Annotated in this window: 13 protein-coding genes and 1 riboswitch; of the genes, 9 read left to right on the top strand and 4 right to left on the bottom strand. The window is 45.2% G+C overall.

Annotated features, from left to right (window positions below):
- Positions 1 to 740: 740 nt before the first annotated feature.
- Positions 741 to 1,175, top strand: a complete 435-nt coding sequence (locus RIC07_RS05170; RefSeq protein ID WP_006103925.1) for an FHA domain-containing protein — start codon at positions 741 to 743, stop codon at positions 1,173 to 1,175.
- Between the two features lie 66 nt (positions 1,176 to 1,241).
- Here RIC07_RS05170 and RIC07_RS05175 read toward each other — a convergent pair whose 3' ends face one another.
- Positions 1,242 to 1,589, bottom strand: a complete 348-nt coding sequence (locus RIC07_RS05175; RefSeq protein ID WP_006104062.1) for a hypothetical protein — start codon at positions 1,587 to 1,589, stop codon at positions 1,242 to 1,244.
- A gap of 355 nt (positions 1,590 to 1,944) precedes the next feature.
- Between RIC07_RS05175 and tmk the strand changes: the two genes are divergently transcribed.
- The 3 genes from tmk to gorA all read left to right on the top strand — a co-directional run bounded on the left by tmk (position 1,945) and on the right by gorA (position 5,526).
- A complete protein-coding gene (gene tmk / locus RIC07_RS05180) occupies positions 1,945 to 2,610 on the top strand; it encodes a dTMP kinase (RefSeq protein ID WP_446393577.1) in 666 nt (221 codons plus the stop codon).
- A gap of 45 nt (positions 2,611 to 2,655) precedes the next feature.
- On the top strand, positions 2,656 to 3,588 hold the full coding sequence (holB, locus tag RIC07_RS05185; protein ID WP_446393578.1) for a DNA polymerase III subunit delta': 933 nt from the start codon (positions 2,656 to 2,658) through the stop codon (positions 3,586 to 3,588).
- Positions 3,589 to 4,188: 600 nt separating this feature from the next.
- On the top strand, positions 4,189 to 5,526 hold the full coding sequence (gene gorA / locus RIC07_RS05190; RefSeq protein ID WP_446393629.1) for a glutathione-disulfide reductase: 1,338 nt from the start codon (positions 4,189 to 4,191) through the stop codon (positions 5,524 to 5,526).
- A 45-nt stretch (positions 5,527 to 5,571) separates the two neighbouring features.
- Here gorA and RIC07_RS05195 read toward each other — a convergent pair whose 3' ends face one another.
- Positions 5,572 to 6,804: a permease gene (locus RIC07_RS05195; protein WP_446393579.1), complete on the bottom strand. Its 1,233-nt coding sequence runs from the start codon at positions 6,802 to 6,804 to the stop codon at positions 5,572 to 5,574.
- Positions 6,805 to 7,215: 411 nt separating this feature from the next.
- Entirely contained in the window at positions 7,216 to 7,614 is a 399-nt protein-coding gene (locus RIC07_RS05200) for a hypothetical protein (RefSeq protein ID WP_446393580.1), read from the bottom strand.
- Between the two features lie 636 nt (positions 7,615 to 8,250).
- Positions 8,251 to 8,394: riboswitch (guanidine-I (ykkC/yxkD leader) on the top strand.
- Positions 8,395 to 8,468: 74 nt separating this feature from the next.
- Between RIC07_RS05200 and RIC07_RS05205 the strand changes: the two genes are divergently transcribed.
- The 5 genes from RIC07_RS05205 (at position 8,469) to RIC07_RS05225 (ending at position 12,186) form a co-directional block, all read left to right on the top strand.
- On the top strand, positions 8,469 to 9,662 hold the full coding sequence (locus RIC07_RS05205) for an agmatinase family protein (protein ID WP_446374351.1): 1,194 nt from the start codon (positions 8,469 to 8,471) through the stop codon (positions 9,660 to 9,662).
- A 53-nt stretch (positions 9,663 to 9,715) separates the two neighbouring features.
- Positions 9,716 to 10,081 carry a hydrogenase maturation nickel metallochaperone HypA gene (gene hypA / locus RIC07_RS05210; protein WP_446342912.1) on the top strand — a complete coding sequence of 122 codons (366 nt, stop codon included), beginning with the start codon at positions 9,716 to 9,718 and terminating at the stop codon, positions 10,079 to 10,081.
- A gap of 124 nt (positions 10,082 to 10,205) precedes the next feature.
- Positions 10,206 to 10,898: a hydrogenase nickel incorporation protein HypB gene (hypB, locus tag RIC07_RS05215; protein WP_446342910.1), complete on the top strand. Its 693-nt coding sequence runs from the start codon at positions 10,206 to 10,208 to the stop codon at positions 10,896 to 10,898.
- Between the two features lie 62 nt (positions 10,899 to 10,960).
- Positions 10,961 to 11,392, top strand: coding sequence for a CsbD family protein (locus RIC07_RS05220; protein WP_446393581.1), 432 nt, complete (start codon positions 10,961 to 10,963; stop codon positions 11,390 to 11,392).
- A 134-nt stretch (positions 11,393 to 11,526) separates the two neighbouring features.
- Positions 11,527 to 12,186 carry a Uma2 family endonuclease gene (locus tag RIC07_RS05225; protein WP_446393582.1) on the top strand — a complete coding sequence of 220 codons (660 nt, stop codon included), beginning with the start codon at positions 11,527 to 11,529 and terminating at the stop codon, positions 12,184 to 12,186.
- A gap of 6 nt (positions 12,187 to 12,192) precedes the next feature.
- Here the strand turns inward: RIC07_RS05225 and RIC07_RS05230 are convergent, their stop codons facing one another.
- Complete coding sequence (locus tag RIC07_RS05230) at positions 12,193 to 12,375, bottom strand: hypothetical protein (protein ID WP_446384474.1); 183 nt, start codon at positions 12,373 to 12,375, stop codon at positions 12,193 to 12,195.
- Positions 12,376 to 12,513 lie beyond the last annotated feature (138 nt).

A 12,513-nucleotide genomic window follows, 5' to 3' on the forward strand; every position in this document is an offset into this window, starting at 1 on the left:
TGCCGCGAGACATGAATGGCGCTTTGGGCTTTATGCTCAAAGCTTTGCGGGATACCGCCTTCACCATCAATTCAGATGGTGTTGCTATCGCTGCATTGTCCGGGAATTTCCCGTATTGTGTCGCGTAAATGTATCAGTCCTAACCTTTATGTAGTAGAATACAAAGTAATGGTGGTGTCTGGATGATTCTTTTCAAGTCTCGCTTACCAAGCGGCGAAGGCTGGTAAATCTTAGGTTATCACCCGCTTTCCTCCCTGCCCATGTTAAGCATGGAGTTTCTGCGGAGCAGGACAAAGTCCGGTATCCAGCGGGAAAGTAGGGTGAATGTGATAGCCAAATTGAAAAAGTTTTATCGGTACGAATTTACAGCCTACTTGTGGGATCTTCTAAACCGGGAGTGTAACGCAGCTATTAAGATCACCAGAGAGGAGTTATACATAGTCCTCACGATAAAAGCCGGAAGCACTGCCAATTAGCAGAACCCCAAAGGAAGCCTACAGGCTCTCCAGTAGGGTCAGTGTAAAAAAATGTCACAAAATTGTAACATTAGAGTCTGTGCCATGATCTGCATTAATGCTTATGATGATTGAATGGGGGAAGACCAAGTTGAAGGTCGGCAATTCGGTCATTTCTTCTTGATACGTTAAGGAAAGATTATTAAGCAGTTTGCTAATGTAAGAAAGCATAGACACAGCGACAGTGAATTAACTGCACTCTCTATCCCTATTTTTCGATGTTCAATGCCTGCAAAATCCAATCAAAACCATCTGTTAATTATTGAAGACGAAAAAGGACGCAAGGAATATACCTTGGAGGAACCCGTCTATTCTATAGGCAGAGATCCGGATGTGGATATTCGTTTGTTCTCACAATTTGTATCTCGCCGACACGCCACCTTAGTGCGGCGAGAACGAGAGGACGGCAGTCTCTACTACCGCATTGTCGATGGTAACCTCAAAGGTAAAGCCAGCGCCAACGGACTCGTAATTAACGGTCGTAAACTTCAAGCCCACGATCTTGAAGATGAGGACGAAGTCGTCTTCGGGCCTCAAGTTAGTGCCAAATATTACATACTCAAGCGAGACTCTGTTCCCACTGGACCTCCCGATGAGTTTGATATCACCCTGATTAGCCCAAATATGATGGGGGGAGATCCAGATGACTGGACACCCTGATTATTCGCCCAACTATGATCAGGGAAATCCAGAGGATTGAAACCAGAGGATTAAAACCAGAGGATATCAACCAGCAACACTTTCTAAGAGTTGCCAATGGCGGTTTTGGGCAACCGCCTCTTGAACTTCATAAAACTTATCGTGACAGTGGTTGTCCACCTGTAAGGGCAACTCTTCATTTTTGATCACGAAATTCATGCGAATTTCCTGATCGGTAGCCATCGATTTGTCAATCAAGACTTCCACTGTCACGAGTTTGGCAAAGGCAACATGACCGGGGATCTCCCGTGCCATGATATAGTCTCCCGTATCATAGATAATGTCGAAATCGCAGGATTGTAAAACCTCAATCAACGATGGCTGAAGGTGATCGGGAGAAACTGCAACCGTAAATGAACAAGTGTAGCGAGCCATATTTAACCCTTGGCGTCAGATAGCTAGATCATTACATAAGATCTATCCAAAGCAACCCACAAGTGGGCATCTGGAGGTACTTACTTCCTGCTTCACTCTGGCTGTGACAGCACTGAACCAGTCCACAGGCTAACACCACCTGTACGGGCTTGATTACCAAGCTCCTATGGCGGCTATCTAAAGTCACCTACCTAGCTGTGGTCTTTGGCTGGATAGGTATACCAATAAAGTATACATACTCTTGACGGTAGATTCCATCGGGACAAACATCTGCCCATCTTTCACTTTATTCGAGGACATGATTTTGGGTGACAATGGGGAGAGATGTAATCAGATGAGGCGTGGATAAGGAGAAATGCTGATCGTGTTTGAGGGAGTCGAAGGCAGTGGCAAAACCACCCAAATTCAGCGATCGCGCGATTGGTTCCTCAGCAGTGGCATACTCGACAAACTGGGCAATTACCGCAAACCGCCACCTGTGATCATCACCCGAGAACCCGGAGGAACCGCCTTAGGCATAAACCTGCGTCAACTCTTGCTCCAAGAACAGTCCTCATCCCTACAACACCGCACCGAACTCCTCCTCTACGCTGCTGATCGATCGCAGCATGTTGAAGAATTGTTACAGCCTCAGCTTAACGCCGGAGCGATTATTTTGTGCGATCGCTACACCGACTCAACGATTGCCTATCAGGGGTATGGACGAGGGATTGACCTAGCCCTAATTGAGCAAATCAACCACATCGCCACAGGAGGGCTAGAAAGCGATTTAACCTTGTGGTTAGATGTTGATGTCACCATAGGCTTACAACGGGCAAGAGAACGGGGCGTCGCCGATCGCATGGAACAAGCAGAGTTAGCCTTTCACCAACGAGTCCAACAAGGGTTTGCCCAGTTAGCCTCCCATCATCCCCAGCGAATTGTCCGGATTGACGCCAATCAAAGCCCTGACGCCGTACAACGAGACATTCAGGCGGTGTTACGTCAACGGATTCAAATACGCGATGTCATGGACGAATGACAAATGACATAAGACAAATGACAAATGACGAATGACGAATGACAAATGACCATAGTCGCACAAAAACAAGCGATCGCACTCTTAGAGGGGGCAATGACAGCCAACCGCATCGCCCCAGCTTATCTATTTGTTGGTTCTCCTGGAGTCGGGCGGGCTTTAGTCGCCCGGTGGTTCATTGAACGGTTGTTTTGTCAAGATATTCCCCCCCAGAAGCAACCCTTAGTCCAGAAACGCCTCCAGCAGGGGAACCACCCAGATCTCCTCTGGGTTGAACCCACCTATCTGCACAATGGCATTCGTCTATCCGCCAAAGAAGCCGCAGAAAAAGGACTCAAGCGCAAAACCCCTCCCCAAATCCGCCTGGAACAAATTCGCGAAATTAGCCAATTTTTAGGACGTTCTCCCCTGGAAGCCTCCCGTCAAATTGTGGTGTTAGAACAGACGGAAACCATGGCAGAATCCGCCGCCAATGGCTTGCTCAAGACGCTAGAAGAACCCGGAAACGCCACATTAATTTTAATCGCGCCCAGTCCCGATGCCTTATTACCCACCTTAGTATCCCGGTGTCAACGGATTCCCTTTTCCCGATTGGCACAAGACGACATGGCACAGGTGCTACAGCAAACAGGTTATCAGCAGATTCTCCAAGAACCCTCGATATTAGCCATTGCCCAAGGGAGTCCCGGAGAAGCGATCGCGGCGTTTGAACAACTGCAAGCCATTCCCCCAGAATTACTGGCAAAGTTGAACCAATTGCCCAACTCATCCCGTATGGCGCTAGAACTGGCTAAGGAAATTGATAAAACCCTTGATCCCCAAGCCCAATTGTGGTTAGTTGACTATTTACAGCATCGGTATTGGCAACACCAACCCCATACCCAGATCATTCACCAATTAGAGCAAGCGCGAACCTACTTGCTTGGATATGCTCAACCTCGATTGGTTTGGGAAGTGACATTCTTAGAGTTAAAGCGTTGATCAGTGTAGTGGCGTGGCACACCTTAATTGGTGGATTAGAGTTACATCCAGAAACCGTAGGGGCGCACAGACGTGCGCCCGATTTAATCGTAAAATTTCCACCACAATTTTAGCTGTTTCACACCAGCAACAAAGGGTTGAGGAGAGGGCGACCCGAGTCAATTAAGAGGACTGATGTTGTGAATTAAACCAAGCGGGTCGCCCCTACAGAAATACAAAATTAATTTTAATTTCATTCGGGTTTGTCACATTACCTAATTTCCAATGACCTAATCCTATTCATGTTCATGAGAATGTCCTGACTCTTCTTGGTGATCTTGTTCCGACTGTTCATGTTCAGTTTCTGCCCCATTATGATGATGATCTCCAGATTCTGAGGTATCATTAGGGACTAAAAATTGCAATTCTGAGCGAACTTCTGTATGTCTAATTATTCTATCTATCTAAGGAAGTAGATCTTTATGACTCTGATAAATATTCGGAATCTTCGTCTATACTTGACTTGACAAAATTGCTCTCGGCAAAGGTTTGCTTTTAGTTCACTGATTAATAAAATGTGAAAGAAAAGATAGTGATTGTATTTTTTGAATAGGTTGTATGATGAACTGGGATTACGAACTTTTGGTTATTGGTGCAGGACCCGGTGGTTTAGCAGCGGCTGAAAGCGCGGCTAACTATGGCGTCCGGGTGGCGATCGCGGAGCAAGAGCAAGTCGGTGGGACTTGTGTGGTGCATGGGTGTATCCCCGAAAAATTAATGACCTATGCGGCGGGTTTCTCTAAAGTCTTTGAACGGGCGGATGAATATGGCTGGGGTCATGTGTCCAAGAACTTTGATTGGTGTCAATTTATGGAAGCCAGAAACCGAGATATCCAGCATCTGTGTCAAATGCATATCCAGAAGCTGGAAAAAGCTGGCGTTGAACTGATCAAAGGACATGCTAAATTTATAGATGCTCACACAGTAGATATTAATGGACAGGAGTATAAGGCGAATAAAATTTTGATTGCGGTTGGTCGAAAAGCGATAAAACCTGAGGTTTCCGGAATTGAATATGCAATCACAACGCGGAAATTTCTAGAACTGAAACATCAACCCAAACACTTAGCGATTATTGGCAGTAATTATATTGCGGTGAAACTGGCGGGGATGATGAATGGGTTAATCTCAAAAGTTACGCTAGTCATATCCGACGATAAAGTTTTGCCCGGTTGTGATCACGCTTTGCGGACAACGGTTCAAGATGAGATGACGCGGTTGGGAATTAGAATTTGCACCAATAGCCAGGTTGAGAAAATTGAGCGGGTGCAAGATTGTCTGAATTTGAGGTTATCGGGTAGTAATGAACCCGTAGAGGTGGAAACCGTTGTCTGGATTAGCGATCGCGTTCCTAACTGGGATGGATTAGGTTTAGAGAAGGCTGGAGTTGAGGTTAAGCAGGGAGCGATCGCGGTAGATGAGTACAGCAGTACCAGTCAAGCGAATATTTTCGCTGTAGGGGATTGTACCGCTAGACCCCGGTTCACGCCAGTTGCGATCGCGGCGGGTCGAGCTTTCGCCGATACAGAATTTGGTGATCATCCTCGAATTGTCGATTATGACTATGTTCCCTACGTTGTCTCGTCTCAACCGGAAGCCGCTACTGTCGGGTTAACTCAAGCGCAAGCAAAAGCGCAGTTGGGTGAAGCGGTGCGTTGTTATCAAAAAACATTCCAATCCCTTTTGGATATGAGGGCAGAATCACCGGAACAAACCCTGCTAAAACTGGTAGTTGATGGCAACTCAGATCGGATTGTGGGCGCTCAAATGGTTGGAGACTGTGCCTCTGAGATTATTCAGATGATTGCTTTAGCCATTAACGCCGGAGTAACCAAGGCAGATTTTAATCATACCATTGGCATTCATCCCTCCATCGGTGAAGAATTTTTCTGTTTATAACTGTAGGGGTTTGGTCTCCAAACCCCTGTTTGGTTACCTGTTTGGTTACTTGATAACAGTAGCAATCAAACCCCCAGCTAACCAGATATAGGAGACAATCGCTAGCCAAAACAGCACCCGCTCAATGATACTTTTCTTACCACCGCCGTGATGCATTCCACCCTTGTCATCCTTTTTGCCACCCCAACGCAGCCAAGCCATAACCCCAGTAACAGCGAGAAAGGCAAGATTCAGCCAGAAGGTATAGTCAATCGCAAAACGCTGTGTCTCGGCTTGACTCTGCCCCGTACTTTCTGGCAAAAGTCCCAATAGGGAAAAGCCATAGTGCATAACAATAGCTGTCGCCACCAACGCCGCTAAAAAGACAGCCAGGATATAGGATGCCATTTTCCAGCCATAGTATTTGGCATTAATCCGAATCACCGGGAACACAACTAAATCACTAAAAATAAACGCGATTACCCCAGCAAAACTCACCCCATTGGCATAGAGAACCGAAGCCAAGGGAATATTTCCCATAGAACCGATAAACGTAAAAAACGCCGCCACGGGTCCAATAATTGTATTTTCCAGTATCGCCAAAAATCCCGGATTCCCATCTTGTCCAGAACCGATAAATAGGAACTGAAAAAACGATCGCGGCACAAATACAGCAATCGCCCCCGCCACGGTAAAGCCGATGGTTACGTCTTTCCAAACCATCTTCCATTCCATGAAATATTTGCGGGCAACCTGTTTCCATCCCTGTAGAGTTTGAATCTTCTCCTTCCAGTTAGGAACATCTTCTCCCTCATTTGCCTCGCCTTCATTGTCCCGCAGTCGTTTGCGTACCTTTCTAATTAGCTTCGTGGGGCGAGTAAACCGCACGATTAGCCACATGCAAATAATGAGCAGAAGTCCACCCACATACTCGCCGACGACGAACTGCCAACCGAGGAAAACGGCAATAATAAATCCTAACTCAACAACTAAATTAGTTGAGGCGAGTAAGAAAGCCAAGGAAGGAACAAAACCGGCTCCTTTTTTAAATAAGGATTTGGTTGTCGCTAGGGCAGCGAAACTACAGGAACTCGATATAAAGCCGAAAAACGTTCCCAAGGCGACGCTTCCTTTTCCCGCTTCACCCATGGTTTGTTTCATGCGTTCGCGGGTCACAAAAACCTGGATAGCGCTACTAATAACATAACCTAGGATAAACGCCCATAACGCTTTCCAGAAAAAGCCCAGCGAGGTTAGCACTGCCTCACTATACAGTTGCCAAAAGTTTGCATTGTTCATAATGTTTTTTTGTTTTTCATGGTCTTGTAACTACTCAACCAAACAGACTTTCCTGGTTTATTGAGAAAATCCATCAATAGCTAGATGAAATGAACTTCAACATCAACAAGCTATGATAATCACCATAAAAGAGGGGTTAGGTTATGACATCTAACTATCGGAAGATTATGATTTCTAGCTATAAACTTAATTAAGTAGAGACAATTAAGCAATTGCCTCTACTCAGGTTAACTCAAATTAAGTAGGTGGGGACAATTAAAGTTAACGGTGGGGATCGTCCTTCGTCCTTTGTCATTCGTCCTTTGTAAGGGTTTGAGGGTTATTTACATAAATTAATAGGGTTGAGTTTATTTGCAGCAACCTACTTAGTCTGGGACGAAAGCTGACAATAAACCTCGTCATTTATACGGCTTACTGGTAAAATCTTTGACTATCACGCGCCCAATAGTCAGAACAGTTTTTGGCTTGGATACTAAGAACCATACGGGGATGGACTGCACACTTTGGTTCAGCTTGCTGGTTAAAAAACCTACATTTTGTACAACAAGGATGTTGATGGCGTTTGAGTAGAGAGAATCTAAAACTGAAGAGTTTCCTCAATTTTGCAGGCTTGAGCTTAAGACCCACTACAATTAAGCCGATTCCCAAAAAGCTTAAACTGGTAAAAAGTGGGTCTACTGGGTCTGGATAGGCTTTAGGTTCATTAACAGCTATATCATTCAACGCCACTTTTGGGGAGGAAACCGTTGGCGACTCCTGGTTTTCCACGGTGTTGGCGAGTGAGTGATGGTGTTGTGGGTTGGTATTCATGATAGTCCTCTAGGGTGTACAACTAATTTTTTTTGACTGTGGCGTTAACATTGATGAAGCTAAGTAGGTGGACACAATTAAAGTTAGCAGTGGAGATTAGGGAACAGGGAACAGGGAACAGTAAGTGTTTGAGGCTTGTTTACATAACTTAATCTAGTTAAGTTTATTTCCACCAACCTACTTATGCACTTAGGCGAAGCCGAAAAACCGCGAACCCGAAAATCCGGCTGATTAGTGGAGTCAGATTGCTGTCCTCTCGCTTTTTACTGTATGATTTGTGGGTGCGATCGCGTCTGACAAAAGAATGAGCTGTAATATCTGACTCAGGGTGGACAACAGTTTCATTTGAATCAAGAGGCTTATGTAGTAGAAGGGCGGGTTTAGTCACATCCAGGTGCAAAAGAAACGATAATAGTGAAACCCGCCCCTACACCCCTACACCCTACACCCCTACACCCTACACCCTACACCCCCACACCCCTACACCCTACACCCCTACACCCCTACACCCTTACACCCCTTAGACAAGGGTAGCCAGTTTACGATTCGCTTACCCAAGCAAATTTAAATAGATTTTTGTAACTTTTCATACATTTTGCTACAATCAAAGAATAGTAATTATAAATAAAGCGAAATAGAAAAAGCTTCTAGGGTTCCGATTTCGGATTCAACTGCTGAAATGACTGGTCCGAGAGAAGCAGGTTACCCCCAAAAGATTTTCATCCATCCTCATGGATCATAAAATCGGTAGCCCCACGGCGGGAGAAAAGCCCGGGAGATGTTGACGAAGGCAAGATTCGTCAGTCTCCTGGGTATTTTTCCTGTTTTTTCGTGACATTAATCTGGAGAAATTTATGAGTCAGTCATTTCCATTTCAACCCCCGAATAACAACCCCAATGGATACCCCAGCGAAGCCCAACGTGCTTTAGAACGAGAACAACAGCTACCCTTAACGGGTTGGCAACAAGAAGTCAACCAAGGGTTAGACTATGGTTTAGAAGCCGCTGAAAGTATCCGCGATCGCACAATTCCTACGTTTTCGCGAGGTGAATTGCCCCACTATGCTGGGATTAATACCTTTATGAAAGCGCCCTATTTAGAAGATGTGCGTCAAGTTGGCAATTATGACGTGGCGATTATCGGGGTTCCCCATGATTCCGGTACAACTTATCGCCCGGGTACGCGGTTTGGTCCCCAAGGGATTCGTCGGATTAGCGCCTTGTATACGCCTTATAATTTTGAATTAGGCGTTGATTTACGCGAACAAATTACCCTCTGTGATGTGGGCGATATTTTTACGATCCCGGCGAATAATGAAAAGTCCTTTGACCAAATCTCCAAGGGAATTGCTCACGTTTTTAGTTCCGGTGCATTCCCGATTATTTTAGGTGGCGATCATTCCATTGGATTTGCCACAGTGCGGGGAATTTGTCGGCATCTGGGGGATAAAAAAGTAGGCATTATTCACTTTGATCGCCATGTCGATACCCAAGAAACTGATCTCGATGAACGGATGCATACCTGTCCCTGGTTTCATGCCACTAATATCAAAAATGCTCCGGCGAAAAACCTAGTTCAACTGGGAATTGGTGGCTGGCAAGTTCCGCGTCAAGGCGTCAAAGTTTGTCGAGAACGGGCTACGAATATTCTCACCGTTACCGATATTACAGAAATGGGATTAGATGCGGCAGCCGATTTTGCGATAAAACGCGCTACTGATGGGACAGATTGTGTCTGGATTAGTTTTGATATTGATTGTATTGATGCTGGATTTGTTCCCGGAACCGGGTGGCCCGAACCGGGTGGGTTACTGCCCCGTGAAGCCCTCTATCTGCTTAAGAAAATTGTCCAAAATGTTCCCGTTTGTGGCTTAGAAGTGGTCGAAGTTTCACCCCCCTATGATATTAGTGATATGACCTCTCTCATGGCAACCCGGGTGATTTGTGACACGATGGGTCATTTAGTGGTATCGGGTCAGCTTCCTCGCCAGGAAAAGCCTGATTACATTCAAATGAATTATCAAGCTGAAATGGTGGAATGGGTTTAATTACTTTGAGTAGGAAATGGCAGAAATTGAGGAAATTGGGTGAGGGATAAAGCGTGCATGAAACCGATATGACTAAAGCATTAATTTTGACAGTCCGCCAATGGTGGGAGGAACAACCCTCTCGTCCGCAAATTGATACCATTCACCTCACCGTAGGGCAATTCACTTGTGTAGAACCTGCTAGTTTGCAATTTGCGTTTGCGGCACAGACTCAAACGGGTTTTTTAGAGGGGGTAAAGTTAGCTATTCACGAAACGCCTTTGGTCGCCTTCTGTCACGCCTGTCAAGAGGAATACAAACCCGAAATCGGATTGCACTATTCTTGTCCTAGTTGTCAATCTCCGATGGAGGATATTCGTTCGGGACGAGAACTGAAAATCGATCGCATTGAATATGCTCAATCTTGTGTTGAAATGTAAGGAGGTGAGTAAACTTAAAGTTGACGGCAGAGATGTCATTTGTCATTCGTCATTTGTCATTTGTCATTTGTCATTTGTCATTTGTCATTTGTCATTTGTTATTACTTATTCAGCCTAATTAACAATGCACCAAACCGTTGAAGCTGCTTTAGAAATTAACTTACTCCACGCTAACCAAGCGGGAGCCAATCACAATCGCGCCCATTTTGATCAGTGGGGAATTACCTGTCTGAATATCATGAGTAGCCCCGGTGCGGGGAAAACAGTGCTGTTAGAGCGTACTCTAGCCGCCCTGAATCATGACTTAAAAATGGCAGTCATTGAAGGGGATATGACAACTGAATTAGACGCCGAACGGCTGCGTCAATACGGCGTTCCTGTGATTGCGATTAATACCGGACGTTCCTGTCATCTTGACTCAAAGATGGTATCAGGAGGACTTCACACGTTAGCAGCGGAATACAATCCAGCAGAATTGGATCTGGTTTTTGTCGAGAATGTCGGTAATCTGGTTTGTCCGGCTGAATTTGAAGTGGGAGAACATGGCAAGGTTGCACTGATAAGTGTCACCGAGGGAGAGGATAAACCCTTAAAATATCCAATCATGTTTCAAGAAGCAGACTGCTTATTAATTAGCAAAATCGACTTAGCCCCTTACCTGGACATTGATCTCAACCGTCTGGAATCTAACGTGCGTCAAATCAATCCCCAGGTTACGATTATTCGGCTCTCGGCGAAAACAGGTGCAGGATTAGAAACCTGGTTGACTTGGTTGAAAAATCAGGTCAAATCATCAAAATCTCTATCTAATGGGTGAATCCTTAACTGCGTTGAATAGGTTATCATCCTAGAGTTCAAGTTCTAAATTCTCAATTAAGTATGTTCAGGATAATCAATAAAGTTTCGGATAATTTTCAACGATACCGGGCGAAAAAGATACTGTCAGTTCTTTTGTCAATGGCGTTAGTGGCATTGACTTGGACAGGCACATTATTTAATGCCATGCCTACAGCCCAGGCTTTAAACGTGAAAACGACACCATTTATCCTTGCTGATAGTAACCCCGTTGACGAAGTATTCGGTTCGGGAACCAGCGACCAAATTCAAGGGAAAGCCAAAGAAGATATTGGCACCATGGAACGAAATATGGGCAAAGCTAAGGAAGATATTAAAGGTGCAGCTAAGCAAGCCCAAGGGCGAGCGGAGCAAGATACAGGTCGGGTTAAAAATCGCGCTGAAGATGCAGGGTCGGATATGGAAAAGGCGTCTGACAATTTAGGCGATGCGATTAAGAGTTTGTTTGGGGAATAGTAACCTAGCCAACCTAAACGGATTGGCGAAAAACTCCTGAATAAATGGTAAAATCGGCTAGTCAAGAACCGCTTTGCTGACTTCAGTAGAAATGTCCTCAGGGGCGTTTCTGCTGAATACGTTTATTTTTACTTATGACGGCTCTTTCCCCTATTGTTAAACCGATTAGCCAGATGAAATTAGCACCCGGCAGTGCTGTGACAATTCCTAATGTCAACTGGCAGGAATTTGAGTCCATTTTGTCAGAGTTAGGAGAAAAACGTGCCGCCAGACTTGCTTACAGCCAGGGAACGTTAGAAATTATAGTTGCTTTACCTGAGCATGAAAAACCAAAGGATATTATTTCAGATATCGTCAAGCTATTGCTTAAGGCGACAAGTAGGCGATATGAACCCTTTGGTTCAACGACGTTTAAAAAAGAAGGTGCCGCAGGCGTTGAACCAGATGCTTGTTTCTACATTCAGAATTATCAACAAATGATTGGTCGTCGCCGACTTGAACCCGATGATCCACCGCCGGATTTGGCAATTGAGTCAGATGTTACCTCGAAAACAACATTGGATGCTTATCAAGCGATTGGCGTTCCCGAAGTCTGGGTTTATGATAGTGGCAAGTTAATAATTTATATTTTAATTGAAGGAGACTATAGACAATCTGATAGTAGTCCGACGTTTCCAGACATTTCGATCACCCAGGTTGTCCCGGTTACTATAAAACGGTCATGGCAAGTGGGACATGTTCAGGCGTTAGAGGAATTTGAAAGCGCGATCGCAAGATGGACGTTGGAGAAGTAGGGCGGTTCAAACCGCAGCTACACAAACTAAACCCGCCTGCGCGGGTTTCACAAATTCCATTCGCCAGGGTTTGTTTGAGGTTCTTAAGGAGTGTACTAAGCTGTTATGCTGCTGAGTATGGGAATTATTATCTGGTTTCAGACGCGATCGCATTCCCGGCGCTAATTTTAATCCCTCATAGGAATTCACGGAAATTCCAACATTTCAATAAAATAATTGTAGGGGCACGGCATTGTCCATTGGTGTCAACTTAAGCCACAACCCCCTCACCCCCAGCCCCTCTCCCACCCTGGGGAGAGGGGAGCAAGAAGCAAAAGGAATTCCAGG

The organism is Coleofasciculus sp. E1-EBD-02 (genome assembly GCF_040218245.1).
Lineage (GTDB): Bacteria > Cyanobacteriota > Cyanobacteriia > Cyanobacteriales > Coleofasciculaceae > Coleofasciculus.